Origin of the sequence: Pseudomonas sp. LD120, assembly GCF_009861525.1 — a bacterium.
Classification (GTDB): Bacteria; Pseudomonadota; Gammaproteobacteria; order Pseudomonadales; family Pseudomonadaceae; genus Aquipseudomonas.
In genome coordinates this window covers 283,149-308,816 of the sequence record NZ_WVHL01000001.1, presented here as the reverse complement: position 1 = coordinate 308,816, position 25,668 = coordinate 283,149, and the positions used below count along the sequence as shown (strand labels likewise).

At 54.1% G+C, this 25,668-nt stretch carries 15 protein-coding genes, 6 tRNA genes and 3 rRNA genes; 22 read left to right on the top strand and 2 right to left on the bottom strand.

Annotation, left to right across the window (positions count from 1 at the left end):
- The first annotated feature begins 83 nt into the window (after nucleotides 1-83).
- Complete coding sequence (erpA, locus tag PLD_RS01535) at nucleotides 84-434, top strand: iron-sulfur cluster insertion protein ErpA (protein ID WP_159889152.1); 351 nt, start codon at nucleotides 84-86, stop codon at nucleotides 432-434.
- 70 nt (nucleotides 435-504) lie between these two features.
- Here the strand turns inward: erpA and PLD_RS01530 are convergent, their stop codons facing one another.
- Nucleotides 505-1,596 (bottom strand): anhydro-N-acetylmuramic acid kinase, encoded by a 1,092-nt coding sequence (locus PLD_RS01530; RefSeq protein WP_159889150.1) that lies wholly within the window; start codon nucleotides 1,594-1,596, stop codon nucleotides 505-507.
- A gap of 3 nt (nucleotides 1,597-1,599) precedes the next feature.
- Entirely contained in the window at nucleotides 1,600-3,021 is a 1,422-nt protein-coding gene (locus PLD_RS01525) for a peptidoglycan DD-metalloendopeptidase family protein (protein ID WP_159889148.1), read from the bottom strand.
- 210 nt (nucleotides 3,022-3,231) lie between these two features.
- On the opposite strand from PLD_RS01525, the gene tyrS reads away from it, so the two are divergent.
- From tyrS to rpoC, 21 genes are all read left to right on the top strand, one after another.
- Nucleotides 3,232-4,434, top strand: a complete 1,203-nt coding sequence (tyrS, locus tag PLD_RS01515; RefSeq protein ID WP_159889146.1) for a tyrosine--tRNA ligase — start codon at nucleotides 3,232-3,234, stop codon at nucleotides 4,432-4,434.
- Between the two features lie 540 nt (nucleotides 4,435-4,974).
- Nucleotides 4,975-6,513: ribosomal RNA gene (locus tag PLD_RS01505) — 16S ribosomal RNA — on the top strand.
- A 123-nt stretch (nucleotides 6,514-6,636) separates the two neighbouring features.
- Nucleotides 6,637-6,713: transfer RNA gene (locus tag PLD_RS01500), tRNA-Ile, on the top strand.
- 10 nt (nucleotides 6,714-6,723) lie between these two features.
- Nucleotides 6,724-6,799, top strand: a tRNA-Ala gene (locus PLD_RS01495).
- Nucleotides 6,800-7,020: 221 nt separating this feature from the next.
- Nucleotides 7,021-9,912 (top strand): 23S ribosomal RNA (locus PLD_RS01490).
- A gap of 138 nt (nucleotides 9,913-10,050) precedes the next feature.
- Nucleotides 10,051-10,166, top strand: a 5S ribosomal RNA gene (rrf, locus tag PLD_RS01485).
- The 16S, 23S and 5S rRNA genes sit together here with 2 tRNA genes alongside, the layout of an rRNA operon.
- A gap of 210 nt (nucleotides 10,167-10,376) precedes the next feature.
- Nucleotides 10,377-11,336, top strand: coding sequence for a bifunctional biotin--[acetyl-CoA-carboxylase] ligase/biotin operon repressor BirA (birA, locus tag PLD_RS01480; protein ID WP_159889144.1), 960 nt, complete (start codon nucleotides 10,377-10,379; stop codon nucleotides 11,334-11,336).
- Nucleotides 11,337-11,392: 56 nt separating this feature from the next.
- Nucleotides 11,393-11,839: a hypothetical protein gene (locus PLD_RS01475; RefSeq protein ID WP_159889142.1), complete on the top strand. Its 447-nt coding sequence runs from the start codon at nucleotides 11,393-11,395 to the stop codon at nucleotides 11,837-11,839.
- 142 nt (nucleotides 11,840-11,981) lie between these two features.
- Nucleotides 11,982-12,066, top strand: a tRNA-Tyr gene (locus tag PLD_RS01470).
- Between the two features lie 24 nt (nucleotides 12,067-12,090).
- Nucleotides 12,091-12,164, top strand: a tRNA-Gly gene (locus tag PLD_RS01465).
- A gap of 26 nt (nucleotides 12,165-12,190) precedes the next feature.
- A tRNA-Thr gene (locus PLD_RS01460) sits at nucleotides 12,191-12,266 on the top strand.
- Nucleotides 12,267-12,350: 84 nt separating this feature from the next.
- Nucleotides 12,351-13,544, top strand: coding sequence for an elongation factor Tu (gene tuf / locus PLD_RS01455; RefSeq protein ID WP_159889133.1), 1,194 nt, complete (start codon nucleotides 12,351-12,353; stop codon nucleotides 13,542-13,544).
- Nucleotides 13,545-13,598: 54 nt separating this feature from the next.
- Nucleotides 13,599-13,674, top strand: a tRNA-Trp gene (locus tag PLD_RS01450).
- Between the two features lie 45 nt (nucleotides 13,675-13,719).
- A complete protein-coding gene (gene secE, locus PLD_RS01445; protein ID WP_159889140.1) occupies nucleotides 13,720-14,088 on the top strand; it encodes a preprotein translocase subunit SecE in 369 nt (122 codons plus the stop codon).
- A gap of 9 nt (nucleotides 14,089-14,097) precedes the next feature.
- Nucleotides 14,098-14,631, top strand: a complete 534-nt coding sequence (gene nusG / locus PLD_RS01440) for a transcription termination/antitermination protein NusG (protein WP_002555501.1) — start codon at nucleotides 14,098-14,100, stop codon at nucleotides 14,629-14,631.
- Between the two features lie 118 nt (nucleotides 14,632-14,749).
- Nucleotides 14,750-15,181, top strand: a complete 432-nt coding sequence (gene rplK / locus PLD_RS01435) for a 50S ribosomal protein L11 (protein WP_003176435.1) — start codon at nucleotides 14,750-14,752, stop codon at nucleotides 15,179-15,181.
- On the top strand, nucleotides 15,181-15,876 hold the full coding sequence (gene rplA, locus PLD_RS01430; protein ID WP_011063782.1) for a 50S ribosomal protein L1: 696 nt from the start codon (nucleotides 15,181-15,183) through the stop codon (nucleotides 15,874-15,876). Before rplK ends, rplA begins: the two co-directional genes overlap by 1 nt.
- 198 nt (nucleotides 15,877-16,074) lie before the next feature.
- Entirely contained in the window at nucleotides 16,075-16,575 is a 501-nt protein-coding gene (rplJ, locus tag PLD_RS01425) for a 50S ribosomal protein L10 (protein WP_016968679.1), read from the top strand.
- An 80-nt stretch (nucleotides 16,576-16,655) separates the two neighbouring features.
- A complete protein-coding gene (rplL, locus tag PLD_RS01420; RefSeq protein WP_060841342.1) occupies nucleotides 16,656-17,021 on the top strand; it encodes a 50S ribosomal protein L7/L12 in 366 nt (121 codons plus the stop codon).
- Nucleotides 17,022-17,242: 221 nt separating this feature from the next.
- Nucleotides 17,243-21,316, top strand: coding sequence for a DNA-directed RNA polymerase subunit beta (rpoB, locus tag PLD_RS01415; protein WP_072453185.1), 4,074 nt, complete (start codon nucleotides 17,243-17,245; stop codon nucleotides 21,314-21,316).
- A 64-nt stretch (nucleotides 21,317-21,380) separates the two neighbouring features.
- The gene (rpoC, locus tag PLD_RS01410) at nucleotides 21,381-25,580 is read left to right on the top strand and encodes a DNA-directed RNA polymerase subunit beta' (protein WP_159889138.1); all 4,200 of its coding nucleotides are present in this window, start codon (nucleotides 21,381-21,383) and stop codon (nucleotides 25,578-25,580) included.
- Nucleotides 25,581-25,668: the final 88 nt, after the last annotated feature.

Sequence of the window (25,668 nt, the reverse complement as noted above, 5' to 3'; positions counted from 1 at the left end):
CAATAGTTGACCGATTTTCTGGGAGAAGCGGATAATGCGCGTCATTACGCAGTATGGCGGCTTAGCGCCGGGAGATAGTCAGCATGAGCGTTGAATCCTTCACCCCCATGGCTTTGCAATTCACTCAAGGTGCCGCGCACAAGGTGAAGAGCTTGGTCGATGAAGAGGGCAATGATCGCTTGAAGCTGCGCGTATTCGTTACGGGCGGCGGTTGTTCGGGGTTTCAGTACGGTTTCACTTTCGATGAGGAAGTGGCCGAAGATGACACCATCGTCGAGCGCGAGGGCGTTAGTCTGGTGGTTGACCCGATGAGTTTCCAGTACCTGGCCGGTGCTGAAGTGGACTATCAGGAAGGTCTGGAAGGTTCGCGTTTTGTGATCAAGAACCCGAACGCCACCACGACCTGTGGTTGTGGGTCATCGTTCTCGATCTGATCATTCAGGCGGGGTTTGTCGTTGAGCGCCGCAGGGTCTAGCGATTCTGCGGCGTTTTGTCGTCTGGCAATCAAGCCGGGTAGATGGCGCCCAAGACGCGCAGACCGCGAGCCCCGGTAACGCTGGGACGATTGGCGGCGATGCCTTCCAGGCAACAGTGCGCCAGCCAGGCAAACGCCATGGCCTCAACCCAGTCGGGATCAACGTTGTAAACCGCTGTACTGTTGACCCGGGTTGAAGGCAGTAACGCCGCGAGCCGGTTCATCAACGTGTTGTTGTGGGCTCCACCGCCACACACCAGAAGCTCTTGGGTGTCGCATTGAGCGGCTTGCAGCGACTGGACTATGGTCTGGGCTGTCAGTTCCAGCAGGGTCGCTTGTACGTTCTCTGCGGCAATAGGCTCATGTTGCGCCAGATGTCGCTGCAACCACTCAAGATTGAATACTTCCCGCCCTGTGCTCTTGGGGCCTTGGGTGGCAAAGAAAGGGTCGTTGAGCAGGGCTTTCAAGAGCTCTTGGTCAAGCTGGCCGCTAGCGGCCCATTGACCGTTTCGATCGAAACACTCTGCGCGCTGGATCTGTATCCATGCATCCAGCAGAACGTTTCCCGGGCCGCAATCAAAGCCGGCCACTGGTTTGTCGGTCTCGATCAAGCTGAGATTGCTGAAGCCGCCAATGTTCAACACGGCTCGGTTTCCGCTGCGCTGCTCGAACAGTGCTTCGTGAAAGGCTGGGACCAGAGGCGCTCCTTGGCCGCCGGCCGCTACATCGCGGCTGCGAAAGTCGCTGACCACAGTGATTCCGGTGAGCTCGGTCAGTAATGCCGGGTTGCCGATCTGTACTGTGAATCCGCGGTTTGGCTCATGGCGCACGGTTTGTCCGTGGCTACCGATGGCGCGGATATCTTCAGCCTTTAGATGGCGTTGTTGCAGAAGGGTGTTGATACCCTGCGCGGCCAGTGTGACCCAGTGTTGTTGGGCAATGGCGGAGCGGGCAATCTCGTCGTTGCCGCTGGCACACAAGCTCAAGAGTTCGGCGCGCAGCGCGTCAGGCATTGGAATGTAGTGGCTGGCGACCAGTTTGATCGCCGGGCTTTGCTCAATCAGGGCAATATCCAAGCCATCCAGACTGGTGCCGGACATCACCCCTACATAGAGCGCCATGATTCAGCGTTTACTCGAAGCCAGCATTGTGGCCTTTTCCTGATCCATCCGGGCCATCAGAGGTTGACTCTGCTGGAGGAAGCGAGCGCGTTCGGCTTTGGCGATAGGGTCTGCCATCGGCAGCTTCTGGCCCAATGGATCAACGTGTACGCCATTGACCTGGAACTCGTAGTGCAAATGCGGGCCGGTAGACAGGCCGGTAGTGCCGATATAGCCAATCACCTGCCCTTGCTTCACCGAGCCGCCGGTCCTGATGCCTTTGGCAAAGCCCTGCATGTGACCATACAGCGTGCGGTAAGTATTGCCGTGTTGAATGATAACGGTGTTGCCGTAGCCACCACGGCGGCCGGCCAGCAGAACCTTGCCATCTCCCGCAGCCTTGATCGGCGTGCCCCGTGGAGCGGCATAGTCGACGCCTTTGTGGGCGCGGATTTTGTTCAGAATCGGATGCTTGCGACCCATGGAGAAGCGCGAGCTGATACGGGCAAAGTCCACCGGTGTACGAATGAATGCCTTGCGCATACTGTTGCCGTCGGCGGTGTAGTAGCTGCTGGAGCCTTGTTTGTTGGTGTAGCGCACGGCGGTGTAAGTCTTGCCACGGTTGGTGAAGCGTGCTGAAAGGATATTTCCGGTACCGACCACTTTGTCGTTGACGACTTTCTGTTCGTAGATCACGTCAAACTCGTCACCCTGGCGAATATCCTGGGCGAAGTCGATGTCGTAGCCAAAAACATTGGCCATATCCATGGTCAGGCTGTGGGACAGTCCCGCGCGGGCAGCGGATTGCGACAGCGAGCTGTTAATGATCCCGTGGACGTAGGCAGAGCGGACAACGGGCTTGGTGATTACCCGATTGAACGTAAAGCCTTTGGGGGTTTTGCTCAGCGTAATGGTTTCAAGATCGCTGATTTTGCTGTGCAGACTCTTCAACTGGCCGTCTGGGGTCAACTCGAATTCAAGCTTCTGGCCGTGTTTGAGCTGCGAGAACTGTTTGGCTTGCTTATCGCTAGTCAGCGCTTCATGAAGCGAGGCTGCCGGCAAGCCCACCTTTTCGAACAGCGTGGAAAGGGTGTCGCCCTTGGCAACTATGATTTCTTTGTGACCAGGCACTTCCTTTTCTTGCGCAATCTCCTTCGCAGGTTGAGATTCTGCGCTTGCGGTTGCGCCTCCGGTAGCGTTATCGATCTGTGCGAAAGGTGAAACGACGGCCTCATTTGTGGCTTGTTCAGCAGATGCTGCGTCTTGATCTTGCTTCAGTTGTTCGACAGGGCTTTCAAGGTCAAGGCTTAAGGTGGTTTTTTTGGCTTCTACATCACTGGATGGAAATACCAGCAGGGCCAAGCTTAGAAGGGCTGCGATGCCGCTTGCGGCGAGCAGGTGGCTCTTCGGATAAAGCGGTGGCGCTTTAGACGGTTCGGTGGTCATAGGTAATTTTGACTTTGAAAAGATGAAGTGGAAAAGATGAATGACATGGTGACGATGAAATAACTGTATAAAATATAACCAAATCATCTGTGACGCAAGCACGCGGACGCTCTGTTCGATGAGTGCCTCCGTGCGCCGGGTAAAACTTGTAATTAGTCCGTGTTCTTGTATGGTTGGTTCCCTTTTGAATCTGAGCCTTGCGGGTCTGTTATGAAGTCGGTTGAAGAGCAGCTAGCGCTGATCAAGCGTGGTGCACAAGAGTTGTTGGTCGAGTCGGAACTGATCGAAAAGCTCAAGCGTGGCAAGCCGCTACGCATCAAGGCGGGCTTCGATCCCACGGCGCCGGATCTGCACCTCGGGCATACCGTGCTTATTAATAAGCTGCGTCAGTTTCAGGATCTGGGTCATCAGGTCATCTTCCTGATCGGCGACTTCACCGGAATGATCGGAGACCCTAGTGGTAAGAGTGCCACTCGTCCGCCGTTGACTCGCGAACAGGTTCTAGAAAATGCGGAGACCTATAAAAGCCAGGTTTTCAAGATTCTTGATCCAGCCAAGACTGAGGTGGCTTTCAATTCCACCTGGATGGACAAAATGGGGCCTGCAGACTTCATTCGTCTGACCTCTCAGTACACCGTTGCTCGCATGTTAGAGCGCGATGACTTTGATAAGCGCTATTCGTCCAATCAGCCAATCGCCATTCATGAATTTCTGTATCCGCTGGTGCAGGGGTATGACTCGGTCGCTCTGCATGCTGATGTCGAACTGGGCGGTACTGATCAGAAGTTCAACTTGTTGATGGGGCGTGAGCTACAGCGCGGTTATGGGCAGGAGGCTCAATGCATTCTGACCATGCCGCTGTTAGAGGGCTTGGATGGCGTCAAGAAGATGTCCAAGTCACTGGGCAACTATGTAGGCATTCAGGAAGCGCCGGGCGTTATGTACGGCAAGCTGGTATCGATTCCTGATGCGTTGATGTGGCGTTACTTTGAGTTGCTCAGCTTCCGCTCGATGGATGAAATCAATGCATTCCGAGCTGATGTAGAGGCGGGTGCCAATCCGCGTGACATCAAGATTAAGCTGGCTGAAGAGATTGTTGCGCGCTTCCATGGCGAGGAAGCTGCTGCAAATGCTCATCGTGCTGCAGGTAACCGTATGAAGGATGGCGAGTTGCCGGACGATCTGCCGGAAATCGAGCTGATCGCCGCTGAAGATATGCCGATTGCGGCTGTCCTTAATAAAGCAGGGCTGGTGAAAAATGCAGCTGTGGCGCGCGACCTTCTTGGTTCTGGTGGTGTGCGGGTTGATGGTGAGGTTGTTGATCGCACCTTTATATATGCAGTGGGTGCGACTCATGTGTGCCAGGCCGGGAAGAAGGCGTTTGCGCGCATTTCGCTTAAATCTGAAAAATAAGTGTTGACGGCAGATTCTACAGGTCTATAATTCGCCCCACTTCCGGCGCAGTCGAAACGGAAAACTCCTTGAGATTCAACGAGTTACGCAGTTTTCGGCAGCGGTTACGCTTCAGATCATCGAAGCCAGAAGCAGTTAGTAAGGCAGTGTGTTTTCGCCTTGTTAACGATTCGATCCTCTCGGTCGAAAGCGGTTAAAAAGAGGTGTTGACAGCAGCGTGTAACGCTGTAGAATTCGCCTCCCGCTAACGAGAGATCGGAAGCGCAAGTGGTTGAAGTTAAAAAGGAAACTTTGAAAACTTCTTAAAAAAATCACTTGACAGCAAGTGAGGCTGCTGTAGAATGCGCGCCTCGGTTGAGACGAAAGATCTTAACCAACCGCTCTTTAACAACTGAATCAAGCAATTCGTGTGGGTGCTTGTGGAGTCAGACTGATAGTCAAAAAGATTATCAGCATCACAAGTTACTCCGCGAGAAATCAAAGATGTAACCAACGATTGCTGAGCCAAGTTTAGGGTTTTCTCAAAACCCAAAGATGTTTGAACTGAAGAGTTTGATCATGGCTCAGATTGAACGCTGGCGGCAGGCCTAACACATGCAAGTCGAGCGGCAGCACGGGTACTTGTACCTGGTGGCGAGCGGCGGACGGGTGAGTAATGCCTAGGAATCTGCCTGGTAGTGGGGGATAACGTCCGGAAACGGGCGCTAATACCGCATACGTCCTACGGGAGAAAGTGGGGGATCTTCGGACCTCACGCTATCAGATGAGCCTAGGTCGGATTAGCTAGTTGGTGAGGTAATGGCTCACCAAGGCGACGATCCGTAACTGGTCTGAGAGGATGATCAGTCACACTGGAACTGAGACACGGTCCAGACTCCTACGGGAGGCAGCAGTGGGGAATATTGGACAATGGGCGAAAGCCTGATCCAGCCATGCCGCGTGTGTGAAGAAGGTCTTCGGATTGTAAAGCACTTTAAGTTGGGAGGAAGGGCAGTTACCTAATACGTAATTGTTTTGACGTTACCGACAGAATAAGCACCGGCTAACTCTGTGCCAGCAGCCGCGGTAATACAGAGGGTGCAAGCGTTAATCGGAATTACTGGGCGTAAAGCGCGCGTAGGTGGTTTGTTAAGTTGGATGTGAAAGCCCCGGGCTCAACCTGGGAACTGCATCCAAAACTGGCAAGCTAGAGTATGGTAGAGGGTGGTGGAATTTCCTGTGTAGCGGTGAAATGCGTAGATATAGGAAGGAACACCAGTGGCGAAGGCGACCACCTGGACTGATACTGACACTGAGGTGCGAAAGCGTGGGGAGCAAACAGGATTAGATACCCTGGTAGTCCACGCCGTAAACGATGTCAACTAGCCGTTGGGAGCCTTGAGCTCTTAGTGGCGCAGCTAACGCATTAAGTTGACCGCCTGGGGAGTACGGCCGCAAGGTTAAAACTCAAATGAATTGACGGGGGCCCGCACAAGCGGTGGAGCATGTGGTTTAATTCGAAGCAACGCGAAGAACCTTACCAGGCCTTGACATCCAATGAACTTTCTAGAGATAGATTGGTGCCTTCGGGAACATTGAGACAGGTGCTGCATGGCTGTCGTCAGCTCGTGTCGTGAGATGTTGGGTTAAGTCCCGTAACGAGCGCAACCCTTGTCCTTAGTTACCAGCACGTTATGGTGGGCACTCTAAGGAGACTGCCGGTGACAAACCGGAGGAAGGTGGGGATGACGTCAAGTCATCATGGCCCTTACGGCCTGGGCTACACACGTGCTACAATGGTCGGTACAGAGGGTTGCCAAGCCGCGAGGTGGAGCTAATCCCATAAAACCGATCGTAGTCCGGATCGCAGTCTGCAACTCGACTGCGTGAAGTCGGAATCGCTAGTAATCGCGAATCAGAATGTCGCGGTGAATACGTTCCCGGGCCTTGTACACACCGCCCGTCACACCATGGGAGTGGGTTGCACCAGAAGTAGCTAGTCTAACCTTCGGGAGGACGGTTACCACGGTGTGATTCATGACTGGGGTGAAGTCGTAACAAGGTAGCCGTAGGGGAACCTGCGGCTGGATCACCTCCTTAATCGACGACATCAGCTGCTTCATAAGCTCCCACACGAATTGCTTGATTCATTGAAGAAGACGATAGAAGCAGCTTTAAGCTCCAAGCTGATAGCTCCAAGCTAACAGTTACAAGCTCGAAATTGGGTCTGTAGCTCAGTTGGTTAGAGCGCACCCCTGATAAGGGTGAGGTCGGCAGTTCGAATCTGCCCAGACCCACCAATTTTGTTATGGGGCCATAGCTCAGCTGGGAGAGCGCCTGCCTTGCACGCAGGAGGTCAGCGGTTCGATCCCGCTTGGCTCCACCATAAACTGCTTCTGAAAGCTTAGAAATGAGCATTCACTTTGAATGTTGATTTCTAGTCTTTTGATTAGATCGTTCTTTAAAAATTTGGGTATGTGATAGAAAGATAGACTGAACGTTACTTTCACTGGTAACGGATCAGGCTAAGGTAAAATTTGTGAGTTAAATTGCAAATTTTCGGCGAATGTCGTCTTCATAGTATAACCAGATTGCTTGGGGTTATATGGTCAAGTGAAGAAGCGCATACGGTGGATGCCTTGGCAGTCAGAGGCGATGAAAGACGTGGTAGCCTGCGATAAGCTTCGGGGAGTCGGCAAACAGACTTTGATCCGGAGATCTCTGAATGGGGGAACCCAGCCATCATAAGATGGTTATCTTGTACTGAATACATAGGTGCAAGAGGCGAACCAGGGGAACTGAAACATCTAAGTACCCTGAGGAAAAGAAATCAACCGAGATTCCCTTAGTAGTGGCGAGCGAACGGGGACTAGCCCTTAAGTGGCTTTGAGATTAGCGGAACGCTCTGGAAAGTGCGGCCATAGTGGGTGATAGCCCTGTACGCGAAAATCTCTTAGTCATGAAATCGAGTAGGACGGGGCACGAGAAACCTTGTCTGAATATGGGGGGACCATCCTCCAAGGCTAAATACTACTGACTGACCGATAGTGAACTAGTACCGTGAGGGAAAGGCGAAAAGAACCCCGGAGAGGGGAGTGAAATAGATCCTGAAACCGTATGCGTACAAGCAGTGGGAGCAGACTTTGTTCTGTGACTGCGTACCTTTTGTATAATGGGTCAGCGACTTATTTTCAGTGGCGAGCTTAACCGAATAGGGGAGGCGTAGCGAAAGCGAGTCTTAATAGGGCGTCTAGTCGCTGGGAATAGACCCGAAACCGGGCGATCTATCCATGGGCAGGTTGAAGGTTAGGTAACACTGACTGGAGGACCGAACCGACTACCGTTGAAAAGTTAGCGGATGACCTGTGGATCGGAGTGAAAGGCTAATCAAGCTCGGAGATAGCTGGTTCTCCTCGAAAGCTATTTAGGTAGCGCCTCATGTATCACTGTAGGGGGTAGAGCACTGTTTCGGCTAGGGGGTCATCCCGACTTACCAAACCGATGCAAACTCCGAATACCTACAAGTGCCGAGCATGGGAGACACACGGCGGGTGCTAACGTCCGTCGTGAAAAGGGAAACAACCCAGACCGTCAGCTAAGGTCCCAAAGTTATGGTTAAGTGGGAAACGATGTGGGAAGGCTTAGACAGCTAGGAGGTTGGCTTAGAAGCAGCCACCCTTTAAAGAAAGCGTAATAGCTCACTAGTCGAGTCGGCCTGCGCGGAAGATGTAACGGGGCTCAAACCATACACCGAAGCTACGGGTATCACGTAAGTGATGCGGTAGAGGAGCGTTCTGTAAGCCTGTGAAGGTGAGTTGAGAAGCTTGCTGGAGGTATCAGAAGTGCGAATGCTGACATGAGTAACGACAATGGGTGTGAAAAACACCCACGCCGAAAGACCAAGGTTTCCTGCGCAACGTTAATCGACGCAGGGTTAGTCGGTCCCTAAGGCGAGGCTGAAAAGCGTAGTCGATGGAAAACAGGTTAATATTCCTGTACTTCTAGTTATTGCGATGGAGGGACGGAGAAGGCTAGGCCAGCTTGGCGTTGGTTGTCCAAGTTTAAGGTGGTAGGCTGGAATCTTAGGTAAATCCGGGATTCTAAGGCCGAGAGCTGATGACGAGTTACCTTTTAGGTGACGAAGTGGTTGATGCCATGCTTCCAAGAAAAGCTTCTAAGCTTCAGATAACTAGGAACCGTACCCCAAACCGACACAGGTGGTTGGGTAGAGAATACCAAGGCGCTTGAGAGAACTCGGGTGAAGGAACTAGGCAAAATGGCACCGTAACTTCGGGAGAAGGTGCGCCGGTGAGGGTGAAGGACTTGCTCCGTAAGCTCATGCCGGTCGAAGATACCAGGCCGCTGCGACTGTTTATTAAAAACACAGCACTCTGCAAACACGAAAGTGGACGTATAGGGTGTGACGCCTGCCCGGTGCCGGAAGGTTAATTGATGGGGTTAGCTAACGCGAAGCTCTTGATCGAAGCCCCGGTAAACGGCGGCCGTAACTATAACGGTCCTAAGGTAGCGAAATTCCTTGTCGGGTAAGTTCCGACCTGCACGAATGGCGTAACGATGGCGGCGCTGTCTCCACCCGAGACTCAGTGAAATTGAAATCGCTGTGAAGATGCAGTGTATCCGCGGCTAGACGGAAAGACCCCGTGAACCTTTACTATAGCTTTGCACTGGACTTTGAATTTGCTTGTGTAGGATAGGTGGGAGGCTTTGAAGCGTGAACGCCAGTTTGCGTGGAGCCATCCTTGAAATACCACCCTGGCAACTTTGAGGTTCTAACTCAGGTCCGTTATCCGGATCGAGGACAGTGTATGGTGGGTAGTTTGACTGGGGCGGTCTCCTCCTAAAGAGTAACGGAGGAGTACGAAGGTGCGCTCAGACCGGTCGGAAATCGGTCGTAGAGTATAAAGGCAAAAGCGCGCTTGACTGCGAGACAGACACGTCGAGCAGGTACGAAAGTAGGTCTTAGTGATCCGGTGGTTCTGTATGGAAGGGCCATCGCTCAACGGATAAAAGGTACTCCGGGGATAACAGGCTGATACCGCCCAAGAGTTCATATCGACGGCGGTGTTTGGCACCTCGATGTCGGCTCATCACATCCTGGGGCTGAAGCCGGTCCCAAGGGTATGGCTGTTCGCCATTTAAAGTGGTACGCGAGCTGGGTTTAGAACGTCGTGAGACAGTTCGGTCCCTATCTGCCGTGGACGTTTGAGATTTGAGAGGGGCTGCTCCTAGTACGAGAGGACCGGAGTGGACGAACCTCTGGTGTTCCGGTTGTCACGCCAGTGGCATTGCCGGGTAGCTATGTTCGGAAAAGATAACCGCTGAAAGCATCTAAGCGGGAAACTTGCCTCAAGATGAGATCTCACTGGGATCTTGAATCCCCTAAAGGGCCGTCGAAGACTACGACGTTGATAGGTTGGGTGTGTAAGCGCTGTGAGGCGTTGAGCTAACCAATACTAATTGCCCGTGAGGCTTGACCATATAACACCCAAGCAATTTGCTTAAGAAGCGAGTTGCGGTGTGTGAAGACGAAACGAACCGAAAGTTTGCAAACACACAAATCTATTACATACCCATTCGCTGGCACGTTGCACAGGCAACGGACTGGCTACCGAATTTCTTGACGACCATAGAGCGTTGGAACCACCTGATCCCATCCCGAACTCAGAAGTGAAACGATGCATCGCCGATGGTAGTGTGGGGTTTCCCCATGTGAGAGTAGGTCATCGTCAAGATTAAATTCCGAAACCCCAATTGCGAAAGCAGTTGGGGTTTTGTCTTTGTGGCGTGGAAAAATCCAAGAGCATTCATAGCCTTGGTTTCTTCGCTCCGGCTACGGCTACCAGCGCTCAGACTTCCCTCTGAAGCCCGTTGTCTGCGGTGATTTCTATGCAATGGCTTTGGGCGTGGCTATCATCCCAGCCTCATTGTAAGGCGGAGCTTGCATGTCGACGTTGTTAGAGCTTCTTAAAGATGGGCAATTTCACTCAGGGCAAGCCCTCGGGCGCGCGTTGGGTGTTACTCGTAGTGCTATATGGAAGCAATTGCAGCTTCTTGAGGCGGAGTTGGGCCTCGACATTCATAAGGTGCGAGGTCGTGGTTACCGACTGGCCTCCCCAATTACCTTGTTAAGCGCAGAGAAAATTCATCGTCTTTCTTCCGATGTTCCCTGGACGGTCCAGGTTTTTGATTTTTTAGACTCGACAAACGCCGAGGCGCTGCGCTCCATCGAGCGCGGATGTATTGCTCCTTTCCTGATTCTCGCTGAGCGACAAACGGCGGGACGCGGTCGGCGCGGTCGCAAATGGATCAGTCCTTTCGCTGAAAACATTTACTACAGTCTTGTGTTGCGAGTTGATGGTGGTATGCGGCAGTTGGAGGGGCTCAGTCTGGTTGTAGGCCTGGCTGTGATGCATGCTCTTCGAGGCTGTGGCGTTCCGGGTGCGGGGTTGAAATGGCCAAATGATGTTTTGGTCGGTCAGAAAAAGATTGCTGGAATACTTCTTGAGTTGGTGGGTGATCCTGCAGACGTCTGTCATGTCGTCATTGGTGTTGGGGTCAATGTGAACATGCAAAGTTCTGAAGATGTCGATCAGGAATGGACTTCAGTAAGGCTGGAGTCTGGCAATATCGTAGATCGCAACCAGCTTGCTGCTCGCCTGGGTGAGGTTCTGGCTACTTATCTGGAGCGTCATCGATTGCATGGGTTTTCAGCTATCCAGCATGAGTGGGAGCAAAACCATCTATGGCAAGGGCGCGCAGTATCTCTGATAGCGGGCGTAACTCAGGTCGATGGGGTCGTGCAGGGGATTGATCGTCAGGGAGGGCTGCGTCTTAAGGTGGGGGCCGAGGAAAAGGTATATAGCGGTGGGGAGCTCAGCTTGAGGTTGCGCGACGACTCTTGAGCTCTGGCCAGCGCTAATTGGATTGGCTGTGGCGCGTCCGCTGTCGTGAGGTGTTTATGCGTTGGTTGTTTCTGCTGTTATTGGTACTTAATGTTTTTTACTACGTCTGGCATCAGCAGGAGGCTCCGCTTCGGGCTAAAGAGGTGATGCCGCTCTCGCTTTATCGGGGTCCTCAGCAGGATATTCGACTGCTGAGCGAGTCTGCTGACGCGGTAGAGCGACGCGACAAGGGTCGTGTGGCAGATGCGGAGGCGGGTTGTCTATATGTGGGGGGCTTTGCGCGTCGAGAGGCGGCTCAGCTACTTGAGCGGCGTCTCGGTGAATTGGGTGTCGAGCTCAAATTGCAGTCTTTGAATGCTCCTGGTTCATCAGGTTTTTGGTTGCGTGTATCTCCTGAAAGCAAGCATCTATTGGATGATCCTCAGTTGCTGAGCCTTGTTAAGGAATTCAATGAGTTAAAACATAAAATAATGCCTTGTGAGGGGGTTGCAACTGTCGATTAGGTTGCATAGAATGGCGCCCGCTCCGCAGCGAAGACCTCTTGAGGTTAGAGTTGCTGAGCTAAGTCAATGCAGCTAACCTCAAGATTTTATTGAGAAAATGCTTGACAGAAGGGTGGCATGGTATAGAATGCTGCCTCGCTTAGGAGGGGTTCCCGAGCGGCCAAAGGGATCAGACTGTAAATCTGACGTCTACGACTTCGAAGGTTCGAATCCTTCCCCCTCCACCAGATTTAGCGAGAGCTGCAGGCTCCGCGGGTATAGTTTAGTGGTAGAACCTCAGCCTTCCAAGCTGATGATGCGGGTTCGATTCCCGCTACCCGCTCCAAGTTTGTGGGTTTTGCAAAGTGTTTTGCTCTTGTAGCTCAGTTGGTAGAGCACACCCTTGGTAAGGGTGAGGTCAGCGGTTCAAATCCGCTCAAGAGCTCCATATAACAAGGCAGATATGAAAATATCTGCCTTTGTTTTAATGGCTTGTGTGAGTTGCTTAATTCTTCTCCTAGGGGTGATTTCGATGGCTAAGGAAAAGTTCGAACGTAATAAGCCGCACGTTAACGTGGGTACTATCGGTCACGTTGACCACGGTAAGACCACTCTGACTGCTGCTCTGACTCGCGTTTGCTCCGAGGTTTTCGGTTCGGCCAAGGTCGACTTCGATAAGATCGATAGCGCCCCAGAAGAGAAAGCTCGTGGTATCACCATCAACACTGCTCACGTAGAGTACGATTCGCACATTCGTCACTACGCGCACGTTGACTGCCCAGGTCACGCCGACTACGTCAAAAACATGATCACTGGTGCTGCCCAGATGGACGGCGCGATCCTGGTTTGCTCGGCTGCTGATGGTCCGATGCCGCAAACTCGTGAGCACATCCTGCTGTCTCGCCAGGTTGGCGTTCCGTACATCGTTGTCTTTCTGAACAAGGCTGACATGGTTGACGACGCTGAGCTGCTGGAACTGGTTGAGATGGAGGTGCGCGACCTGCTGAGCACTTACGACTTCCCGGGTGATGACACTCCAATCATCATCGGTTCGGCTCTGATGGCTCTGAACGGCCAAGACGATAACGAAATGGGTACCACCGCTGTTAAGCGTCTGGTAGAAACTCTGGACAGCTACATCCCAGAGCCAGAGCGTGCAATCGACAAGCCATTCTTGATGCCGATCGAAGACGTATTCTCGATCTCCGGTCGCGGCACCGTGGTAACTGGTCGTGTTGAGCGTGGTATCGTTCGCATCCAGGAAGAAGTTGAGATCGTTGGTCTGCGCGATACTCAGAAAACTACCTGCACCGGCGTTGAAATGTTCCGCAAACTGCTCGACGAAGGTCGTGCTGGCGAGAACTGCGGCGTTCTGCTGCGTGGTACCAAGCGTGACGACGTTGAGCGTGGCCAGGTTCTGGTTAAGCCAGGTACCGTTAAGCCGCACACCAAGTTCACCGCTGAAGTTTACGTTCTGAGCAAAGAAGAAGGCGGCCGTCATACTCCGTTCTTCAAGGGCTACCGTCCACAGTTCTACTTCCGTACGACTGACGTGACTGGTAACTGCGAGCTGCCAGAAGGCGTTGAAATGGTAATGCCAGGTGACAACATCCAGATGACTGTCACTCTGATCAAAACCATCGCGATGGAAGATGGTCTGCGTTTCGCTATTCGTGAAGGCGGTCGTACCGTCGGCGCTGGTGTCGTAGCTAAGGTTATCGAATAAGTTCTTGATATATCTCGATTGGGCCGACATAATGGTCGGCCTGATTTTGTTTTTAGGTCAGTAGCTCAATTGGCAGAGCGACGGTCTCCAAAACCGTAGGTTGGGGGTTCGATTCCCTCCTGACCTGCCAGATTCACTCAATGTGTCTGGCTTTCTTTTCACAGGATCTTCATAGATGACTCCTAAGGCTGAAGTTCAAGGCTCTCGCTTCGATCTACTCAAGTGGCTCGTTGTTGTTGCTTTGGTGATTGTTGGGGTTGTTGGCAATCAGTATTACTCTGGCTCGCCGATCCTGTACCGTGTGTTGGCGCTGCTTGCCATTGCTGCTGTTGCTGCCTTTGTTGGCTTGCAGACTGCAAAAGGTAAGTCGTTCTTCGTGCTGGTTAAGGAAGCACGCACTGAGATTCGTAAAGTCGTATGGCCTACTCGCCAAGAGACCACTCAGACCACGTTGATTGTTGTGGCTGTTGTTTTGGTTATGGCGTTGCTGCTGTGGGGGCTAGATTCCCTGCTCGGTTGGCTTGTTTCCTTGATTGTTGGCTAAGGGTGTCCCGTGGCTAAGCGTTGGTACGTTGTGCATGCTTACTCGGGTTACGAGAAGCATGTAATGCGTTCGTTGATCGAGCGTGTGAAGCTGGCTGGCATGGAAGATGGCTTCGGCGAAATTCTGGTCCCCACTGAAGAAGTGGTTGAGATGCGTAACGGCCAGAAGCGCAAAAGTGAGCGCAAATTCTTTCCGGGCTATGTGCTGGTTCAGATGGACATGAATGAGGGTACCTGGCACTTAGTCAAGGATACTCCTCGTGTCATGGGTTTCATTGGTGGTACTGCTGATAAGCCAGCTCCTATTACCGATAAAGAGGCAGAAGCGATTCTGCGTCGTGTCGCGGATGGTAGTGACAAGCCCAAGCCTAAGACCCTGTTTGAGCCGGGCGAAGTGGTCCGCGTTACTGATGGTCCATTCGCTGACTTTAACGGCACGGTCGAAGAAGTTAACTACGAAAAGAGCCGGATCCAAGTGGCAGTGCTCATTTTTGGTCGCTCTACTCCGGTAGAGCTAGAGTTCAGTCAGGTCGAGAAGGCATAACTGGACGAGAATCCCATACCCCGCAGCCTTAGGCTGTGGGGTTTTGTCGTCACTGGGATAAACGCGCAAGTAACCGGGGAGCCTCTCTAGGCGTCTGAACCCGTAATTGGAGTGCCTCATGGCTAAGAAGATTACTGCTTACATCAAGCTGCAAGTTAAGGCCGCTCAGGCCAACCCAAGCCCGCCCGTTGGTCCAGCGCTGGGTCAACACGGCGTGAACATCATGGAGTTCTGCAAGGCTTTCAATGCCCGTACTCAGGGTCTTGAGCCGGGTCTGCCGACTCCTGTGATCATCACTGTTTACAGTGACCGCAGCTTCACTTTCGAAACTAAGAGCACCCCTGCTTCGGTTCTGCTGAAGAAAGCTGCTGGTCTGACCAGCGGTTCCGCTCGTCCTAACACCGTTAAGGTTGGCACTGTTACCCGTGCTCAGCTGGAAGAAATCGCGAAAACTAAAAACGCGGATCTGACTGCAGCTGATATGGATGCAGCCGTGCGTACTATCGCCGGTTCTGCTCGTAGCATGGGCCTTAACGTGGAGGGTGTGTAATGGCTAAGCTGACCAAGCGCCAAAAGGCTATCGCCGGCAAGATTGAAGCAGGCAAGGCCTACAACTTCGTAGAAGCCGCCGCTCTCCTGACCGAACTGTCGACCGTTAAGTTCAGCGAGTCCGTGGACGTTGCTGTGAATCTGGGCGTAGACCCACGTAAATCTGACCAGGTTGTTCGTAGCGCTACTGTGCTGCCACACGGTACTGGTAAGACTGTACGTGTAGCTGTGTTCACCCAGGGTCCAGCTGCTGAAGCTGCTCTGGCTGCCGGTGCAGATCGCGTAGGTATGGATGATCTGGCTGCTGAAATGAAAGGTGGCGACCTGAACTATGACGTGGTTATTGCTTCTCCGGATGCAATGCGCGTTGTGGGTCAGTTGGGTCAGGTTCTGGGTCCTCGTGGCCTGATGCCTAACCCGAAGGTCGGTACCGTTACTCCAGACGTAGCTTCGGCAGTCAAGAACGCCAAGGCTGGTCAGGTTCGTTACCGCACCGACAAAAACGGCATCATCCACACTTCCGTTGGCAAGGTCGGCTTCGACGCCGTCAAGCTGAAGGAAAACGTTGAAGCCCTGATCGCTGATCTGAAGCGTATCAAGCCAGCTTCTTCGAAAGGTATCTACGTCAAGCGCGTTACCCTGAGCACCACTATGGGCCCAGGTCTGGTCATCGACCAGGGTTCTCTGGACGTATAAGACACAAGTGGATGCAAGTGATTGCATCCGCTGAAAAATTGGGGTCCCTGCCTGGCGGGGGCTATCCAAGACCGTAGGCGACGCAAGTCTTAAACCTCAAGCCTACGCAGATGGTGCTCCCGGTTCCTTACCGAATCAGACACCAAAACGACATCCAGCCTAGGTTGGATGAAACGGTAACAAGCAGGAGTTAAACCCGTGGCAATTAAACTCGAAGACAAGAAGGCCATCGTCGCTGAAGTCAACGAGGCTGCCAAAGTCGCTCTGTCTGCTGTTGTGGCTGATGCCCGCGGTGTGACAGTAGGCGCAATGACCGGACTCCGTAAAGAGGCCCGCGAAGCTGGTGTTTACGTACGTGTTGTACGTAACACCCTGCTCAAGCGCGCTGTTGAAGGCACTCAATATGACGTGCTCAACGACGCGTTCGTCGGCCCTACCCTGATTGCATTCTCCAAGGAACATCCGGGCGCTGCTGCTCGTATTTTCAAAGAGTTCGCAAAGGGTCAGGACAAGTTCGAGATCAAGGCAGCTGCGTTCGAGGGCAAGTACCTCGCAGCAAACGAGATCGACGTGTTGGCTTCGCTGCCAACTCGCGACGAAGCTATTGCGAAGCTGATGAGCGTGATTCAAGGCGCTACCAGCAAGCTGGCTCGTACTCTGGCGGCTATTCGCGACCAGAAAGAAGCTGCTGCTGCCTAAGGCACTGCAAGCCCTTTCAAAATCATATGTTTAATTTGATGGCTGCGTAGGCTGTCACCCCAATACAGGAATTTATAGTCATGTCTCTGACTAACGAGCAAATCATCGAAGCAATCGGCCAGAAAACCGTTCTGGAAGTTGTTGAGCTGATCAAGGCAATGGAAGAAACCTTCGGCGTTACCGCCGCTGTTGCCGCCGCTGGCCCAGCTGCTGCTGCCGCTGTTGTTGAAGAGCAAACTGAATTCAACGTCATGCTGACCGAAGCTGGCGAGAAGAAAGTTAACGTGATCAAGGCTGTACGTGAACTGACCGGTCTGGGCCTGAAAGAAGCCAAGGCTGTGGTTGACGGCGCTCCTGCCATGGTTCTGGAAGCTGTTGCTAAAGAAGCAGCTGAAAAAGCCAAAGCGGCTCTGGAAGAAGCAGGCGCTAAAGTCGAGCTCAAGTAAGCATCGACTTTGTGTCTCCAGCCCAAGCGTTAAGCGAACGGCTGATGGCTGGTGGCTTTTGCCACCGGCCTTTTTCCGTTATTGGCGACCGACTGGGTTGGTGCCTTTAACGTGCTGTAACCCACCCTGTGCGGTGGCGCAAACCAAAGGGTTTGCACGATTTTCTGGCTGCTCCCGTCGGGAGGAGCCGAATAAGCAGGTGACCAAGCTGGGGAACGCTGATGGCTTACTCATATACTGAGAAAAAACGTATCCGCAAGGACTTTAGCAAGTTGCCGGACGTCATGGATGTGCCGTACCTCCTGGCCATCCAGCTGGATTCGTATCGTGAATTCTTGCAAGCGGGAGCGACTAAAGATCAGTTCCGCGACGTGGGCCTGCATGCGGCCTTCAAATCCGTTTTCCCGATCATCAGCTACTCCGGCAATGCTGCGTTGGAGTATGTCGGTTATCGCCTGGGCGAACCGGCGTTTGATGTTAAAGAATGCGTGTTGCGTGGTGTGACTTACGCCGTACCTTTGCGGGTAAAAGTCCGTCTGATCATTTTCGACAAAGAATCGTCGAACAAAGCGATCAAGGACATCAAAGAGCAAGAAGTCTACATGGGTGAAATCCCCTTGATGACTGAGAACGGTACCTTCGTAATCAACGGTACCGAGCGTGTAATCGTTTCCCAGCTGCACCGTTCCCCTGGCGTATTCTTCGACCACGACCGTGGCAAGACGCACAGCTCCGGTAAGCTGCTGTACTCTGCGCGGATCATTCCGTACCGCGGTTCGTGGCTGGACTTTGAGTTCGACCCGAAAGACTGCGTGTTCGTCCGTATCGACCGTCGCCGCAAGCTGCCTGCGTCGGTTCTCCTGCGCGCGCTGGGTTACACCACTGAAGAAGTGCTGGACGCGTTCTACACCACCAACGTATTCCATGTGAAAGGCGAGAGCTTGAGTCTGGAGCTGGTGCCTCAGCGCCTGCGTGGTGAAATTGCCGTTCTGGACATCCAGGATGACAAGGGCAAGGTTATTGTCGAGCAGGGTCGTCGTATCACCGCTCGTCATATCAACCAGCTGGAAAAAGCCGGTATCAAGGAGCTGGATGTACCTCTGGACTATGTCCTGGGTCGTACCACTGCGAAGGCTATCGTGCACCCGGCCACCGGCGAAATCCTGGCAGAGTGCAACACCGAGCTGAACACCGAGATCCTGGCAAAAATCGCCAAGGCTCAGGTTGTTCGCATCGAAACTCTGTACACCAACGACATCGACTGCGGTCCGTTCGTTTCCGACACTCTGAAGATCGACTCCACCAGCAACCAATTGGAAGCGCTGGTCGAGATCTATCGCATGATGCGTCCTGGCGAGCCTCCGACCAAAGATGCCGCCGAGACTCTGTTCAACAACCTGTTCTTCAGTCCTGAGCGTTATGACTTGTCCGCCGTTGGCCGGATGAAGTTTAACCGTCGCATCGGTCGTACCGAGATCGAAGGTTCTGGCGTCCTGTGCAAAGAAGACATCGTTGCCGTACTGAAGACTCTGGTCGACATCCGTAACGGTAAAGGCATCGTCGACGACATCGATCACCTGGGTAACCGTCGTGTTCGCTGCGTAGGCGAGATGGCCGAGAACCAGTTCCGCGTTGGCCTGGTGCGTGTAGAGCGTGCGGTCAAAGAGCGTCTGTCGATGGCCGAAAGCGAAGGCCTGATGCCGCAAGACCTGATCAATGCCAAGCCAGTGGCGGCGGCAGTGAAAGAGTTCTTCGGTTCCAGCCAGCTGTCGCAGTTCATGGACCAGAACAACCCGCTCTCCGAGATCACCCACAAGCGTCGTGTCTCTGCGCTCGGCCCAGGTGGTCTGACCCGTGAGCGCGCAGGCTTCGAGGTTCGTGACGTACACCCGACTCACTACGGTCGTGTGTGTCCGATTGAAACGCCGGAAGGTCCGAACATCGGTCTGATCAACTCCCTGGCGGCTTATGCACGCACCAACCAATACGGCTTCCTTGAGAGCCCGTATCGTGTGGTGAAAGACGCTCTGGTTACCGACGAGATTGTGTTCCTGTCCGCCATCGAAGAGGCTGATCACGTGATCGCCCAGGCTTCGGCGACCATGAACGACAAAGGTCAGTTGATCGATGAGCTGGTAGCTGTTCGTCACTTGAACGAATTCACTGTCAAGGCGCCAGAAGACGTCACCTTGATGGACGTTTCGCCGAAGCAGGTAGTTTCGGTTGCAGCGTCGCTGATTCCGTTCCTCGAGCACGACGACGCCAACCGTGCCTTGATGGGTTCCAACATGCAGCGCCAGGCTGTGCCAACCTTGCGCGCTGACAAGCCGCTGGTAGGTACCGGCATGGAGCGTAACGTTGCCCGCGACTCCGGCGTTTGCGTCGTAGCTCGTCGTGGCGGCGTGATCGACTCGGTCGATGCCAGCCGTATTGTGGTTCGTGTTGCGGATGATGAAGTTGAAACTGGCGAAGCTGGTGTCGACATCTACAACCTGACCAAGTACACCCGCTCCAACCAGAACACCTGCATCAACCAGCGTCCGCTGGTAAGCAAGGGTGATCGGGTTCAGCGCAGCGACATCATGGCCGACGGTCCGTCCACCGACATGGGTGAGCTGGCGCTGGGTCAGAACATGCGCATCGCGTTCATGGCGTGGAACGGCTTCAACTTCGAAGACTCCATCTGCCTGTCCGAGCGTGTGGTCCAGGAAGACCGCTTCACCACGATCCACATTCAGGAACTGACCTGTGTGGCCCGTGACACCAAGCTTGGCCCAGAGGAAATCACTGCGGACATCCCGAACGTGGGTGAAGCTGCACTGAACAAGCTGGACGAAGCCGGTATCGTTTACGTAGGTGCTGAAGTAGGCGCTGGCGACATTCTGGTAGGTAAGGTCACTCCGAAAGGCGAGACCCAACTGACTCCGGAAGAAAAGTTGCTGCGTGCGATCTTCGGTGAAAAAGCCAGTGACGTTAAAGACACCTCCCTGCGCGTGCCAACCGGCACCAAAGGTACTGTCATCGACGTGCAGGTCTTCACCCGCGATGGCGTTGAGCGTGATGCCCGTGCCCTGTCGATCGAGAAGAGCCAGCTCGACGAGATCCGCAAGGACCTGAACGAAGAGTTCCGCATCGTTGAAGGCGCGACCTTCGAACGTCTGCGTTCCGCTTTGGTCGGCCACAAAGCCGAAGGCGGCGCCGGCCTGAAGAAAGGTCAGGAAATCACCGACGAAGTTCTCGACGGTCTTGAGCATGGCCAGTGGTTCAAACTGCGCATGGCTGAAGATGCTCTGAACGAGCAGCTCGAGAAGGCCCAGGCCTACATCGTTGATCGCCGCCGTCTGCTGGACGACAAGTTCGAAGACAAGAAGCGCAAACTGCAGCAGGGCGATGACCTGGCTCCAGGCGTGCTGAAGATCGTCAAGGTCTACCTGGCAATCCGTCGTCGCATCCAGCCGGGCGACAAGATGGCCGGTCGTCACGGTAACAAGGGTGTGGTCTCCGTGATCATGCCGGTTGAAGACATGCCGCACGATGCCAATGGCACGCCGGTCGACGTGGTCCTCAACCCGTTGGGTGTACCTTCGCGTATGAACGTTGGTCAGATCCTTGAAACCCACCTGGGCCTCGCCGCCAAGGGACTGGGTGAGAAGATCAACCGTATGGTCGAAGAGCAGCGCAAGGTGGCAGAGCTGCGTACCTTCTTGGACGAGATCTACAACCAGATCGGCGGTCGTAACGAAGATCTGGATAGCTTCTCCGACCAGGAAATCCTGGATCTGGCGAACAACCTGCGCGGCGGCGTGCCAATGGCTACTCCAGTGTTCGACGGCGCCAAGGAAAGCGAAATCAAGGCCATGCTGAAACTGGCGGACCTGCCAGAAAGCGGCCAGATGCAACTGACCGACGGCCGTACCGGCAACAAGTTCGAGCGTCCAGTTACCGTTGGCTACATGTACATGCTGAAACTGAACCACTTGGTAGACGACAAGATGCATGCTCGTTCTACCGGTTCGTACAGCCTGGTTACCCAGCAGCCGCTGGGTGGTAAGGCGCAGTTCGGTGGTCAGCGTTTCGGGGAGATGGAGGTCTGGGCACTGGAAGCATACGGTGCGGCATACACTCTGCAAGAAATGCTCACAGTGAAGTCGGACGATGTGAACGGCCGTACCAAGATGTACAAAAACATCGTGGATGGCGATCACCGTATGGAGCCGGGCATGCCCGAGTCCTTCAACGTGTTGATCAAAGAAATTCGTTCCCTCGGCATCGATATCGATCTGGAAACCGAATAACACGTGACGCGAATCGAGAGCGGGGCAGGATTGCCCGCTCTCTGCTCCGCCAGGAGGAAAGGCCTTGAAAGACCTACTGAATTTGCTGAAAAACCAGGGTCAAGTCGAAGAGTTCGACGCCATCCGTATCGGATTGGCCTCGCCTGAGATGATCCGTTCGTGGTCGTTCGGTGAAGTTAAAAAGCCGGAAACCATCAACTACCGTACGTTCAAGCCTGAGCGTGACGGCCTGTTCTGCGCCAAGATTTTTGGCCCGGTAAAGGATTACGAGTGCCTGTGCGGTAAGTACAAGCGCTTGAAGCATCGCGGCGTGATTTGCGAGAAGTGCGGCGTTGAAGTTGCACTGGCCAAGGTTCGTCGTGAGCGCATGGCGCACATCGAACTGGCTTCGCCGGTTGCCCACATCTGGTTCCTGAAGTCGCTGCCGTCCCGTATCGGCCTGCTGATGGACATGACCCTGCGTGATATCGAACGTGTTCTCTACTTTGAGAGCTATGTCGTTATCGATCCAGGTATGACCACCCTTGAAAAAGGTCAGCTGCTGAACGACGAGCAGTACTTCGAAGCGTTGGAAGAGTTCGGTGATGATTTCGACGCCCGTATGGGTGCCGAGGCTGTCCGCGAGCTGCTGCACGCGATCGACTTGGAGCACGAGATTGGCCGTCTGCGTGAAGAAATTCCGCAAACCAACTCGGAGACCAAGATCAAGAAGCTGTCCAAGCGTCTGAAGTTGATGGAAGCCTTCCAGGGATCCGGCAACTTGCCAGAGTGGATGGTGTTGACCGTTCTGCCGGTTCTGCCGCCAGATCTGCGTCCGCTGGTTCCGCTGGATGGCGGTCGCTTCGCGACTTCCGACCTCAACGATCTGTATCGTCGAGTGATCAACCGTAACAACCGTTTGAAGCGCCTGCTGGACCTGTCCGCTCCGGACATCATCGTGCGCAACGAAAAGCGTATGTTGCAGGAAGCTGTCGACGCACTGCTCGACAACGGTCGTCGTGGTCGCGCTATCACCGGTTCCAACAAGCGTCCTCTGAAATCCCTGGCTGACATGATCAAGGGTAAGCAAGGTCGTTTCCGTCAGAACTTGCTCGGTAAGCGTGTTGACTACTCCGGACGTTCGGTAATTACCGTAGGTCCGACCCTGCGTCTGCATCAGTGCGGCCTGCCGAAGAAAATGGCGCTCGAGCTGTTCAAGCCGTTCATTTTCGGCAAGTTGGAAATGCGTGGCCTGGCCACTACCATCAAAGCTGCCAAAAAGATGGTCGAGCGCGAGCTGCCAGAAGTTTGGGACGTTCTTGCTGAAGTGATTCGCGAACACCCTGTGCTTCTCAACCGTGCGCCGACCCTTCACCGTCTGGGTATTCAGGCGTTTGAGCCGGTACTGATCGAAGGTAAGGCTATCCAGCTGCACCCTCTGGTCTGTGCTGCGTACAACGCCGACTTCGACGGCGACCAAATGGCCGTGCACGTACCGCTGACGCTGGAAGCCCAGTTGGAAGCGCGCGCGTTGATGATGTCGACCAACAACATTCTGTCGCCAGCCAACGGTGAGCCAATCATCGTTCCGTCGCAGGACGTTGTATTGGGTCTGTACTACATGACTCGTGAAGCGATCAACGCCAAGGGCGAAGGTCGTGTGTTCGCGGACCTGCAGGAAGTCGACCGCGTATTCCGCGCCGGCGAAGCGGCTCTGCACGCCAAGATCAAGGTTCGTATCAACGAAACCGTTAACGATCGTGATGGTGGCAGCGTGAGCGCTACCCGTATCGTCGACACTACTGTCGGCCGTGCGCTGCTGTTCCAGGTCGTACCAAAAGGTCTGTCCTTCGACGTCGTCAACTTGCCGATGAAGAAGAAAGCGATCTCCAAGCTGATCAACCAGTGCTACCGCGTGGTGGGTCTGAAAGAAACCGTGATCTTCGCTGACCAGTTGATGTACACCGGTTTCGCTTACTCGACCATTTCCGGCGTTTCCATCGGTGTTAACGACTTTGTTATCCCGGATGAAAAAGCCCGCATCATCGGTGCTGCCACCGACGAAGTGAAAGAAATCGAGAGTCAGTACGCCTCGGGCCTGGTAACTCAGGGCGAGAAGTACAACAAAGTGATCGACCTTTGGTCGAAGGCGAACGACGAAGTATCCAAGGCGATGATGGCTAACCTCTCGAAAGAGAAGGTTATCGACCGCAATGGCGACGAAGTCGAGCAAGAGTCGTTCAACTCGATGTACATGATGGCTGACTCGGGTGCGCGGGGTTCCGCAGCACAGATCCGCCAGTTGGCTGGTATGCGTGGTCTGATGGCCAAGCCAGACGGCTCCATCATCGAAACGCCGATTACTGCGAACTTCCGTGAAGGTCTGAGCGTACTCCAGTACTTCATCTCGACTCACGGTGCTCGTAAAGGTCTGGCGGATACCGCGTTGAAAACTGCGAACTCCGGTTATCTGACTCGTCGTCTGGTAGACGTGGCGCAGGATCTGGTTGTAACCGAGATCGATTGCGGTACCGAGCACGGCCTGCTGATGACTCCGCACATTGAAGGCGGTGACGTTGTAGAGCCGCTGGGTGAGCGCGTATTGGGTCGTGTTATCGCCCGTGACGTATTCAAGCCGGGTACCGAGGACGTCATCGTTCCTGCTGGCACTCTGGTAGACGAGAAGTGGGTCGAATTCATCGAGCTGAACAGCATCGACGAAGTGATCGTGCGTTCGCCGATCAGCTGCGAAACCCGCTATGGCATCTGCGCCAAGTGCTACGGCCGTGACTTGGCTCGCGGTCACCAGGTGAACATCGGTGAAGCGGTTGGCGTTATCGCTGCCCAGTCCATCGGTGAGCCGGGTACCCAGTTGACCATGCGTACGTTCCACATCGGTGGTGCGGCAAGCCGGACCTCGGCAGCTGACAGTGTTCAGGTGAAGAATGGCGGTACCGTCCGTCTGCACAACCTGAAGCACGTTGAGCGTGTCGACGGTCACCTGGTTGCCGTGTCCCGTTCCGGTGAACTGGCCATCGCCGACGACTTTGGTCGTGAGCGCGAGCGCTACAAGCTGCCGTACGGTGCCGTGATCTCGGTGAAGGAAGGTGACAAGGTCGACGCTGGCGCCATCGTCGCCAAGTGGGACCCGCACACCCACCCGATCGTTACCGAAATGAAAGGTACCGTGACCTACGTTGGCATGGAAGAAGGCATCACGATCAAGCGTCAGACTGACGAATTGACCGGTATGACCAACATTGAAGTACTTGACGTCAAAGACCGTCCAGCTGCCGGTAAGGACATTCGTCCTGCTGTGAAGATGGTGGGGATGGATGGCAAGGATCTGCTGCTGCCAGGTACCGATGTACCGGCTCAGTACTTCCTGCCGGCTAACGCCCTGGTCGGTGTTGCCGACGGCGCGCAGATTGCGATCGGTGATGTTATCGCTCGTATTCCGCAAGAAACTTCGAAGACCCGTGACATCACCGGTGGTCTGCCGCGTGTTGCCGACTTGTTCGAAGCTCGTCGTCCGAAAGAAGCCTCGATTCTGGCTGAAGTCAGCGGCACCATCGCGTTTGGTAAAGAGACCAAAGGCAAGCGCCGTCTGGTCATTACTCCGAACGATGGTAGCGATCCGTATGAGGAGCTGATTCCGAAGTGGCGTCACCTGAACGTCTTCGAAGGCGAACAAGTGAACCGCGGCGAAGTTATCTCTGATGGCCCGAGCGATCCACACGACATCCTGCGTCTGCTGGGTGTGAGCGCGCTGGCCAAGTACATCGTCAACGAGATCCAGGACGTTTACCGTCTGCAAGGCGTGAAGATCAACGACAAGCACATCGAGACCATCTTGCGTCAGATGTTGCGTAAAGTTGAGATTGCCGAGTCTGGCGACTCTAGTTTCATCAAGGGCGACCAGATGGAGCTGACTCACGTACTGGTAGAAAACGAGCGTCTGAGCGCCGAAGACAAGTTTGTCGCCAAGTTCACCCGCGTTTTGCTGGGTATCACCAAGGCGTCCTTGTCGACCGAATCGTTCATCTCAGCGGCCTCTTTCCAAGAGACCACTCGCGTACTGACCGAGGCGGCGGTAACCGGCAAGCGCGATTACCTGCGCGGCCTGAAGGAAAACGTGGTCGTGGGTCGTCTGATCCCGGCGGGTACCGGCCTGGCCTACCACAGCGAGCGCAAGCGTCGTCGTGATGCAGACAAGCCATTGCGTGTAAGCGCAAGCGAAGTCGAAGCAGCACTGACTGAAGCGTTGAACTCCAGCGGTAACTGAGGTCTGCAGTAGATTGAGACGGGGCCCCGGCTTTTTCGATTGAGAATCGAGACATTTTTTTGTCGAAGTTCGCTGGTCGGGGAGGTCG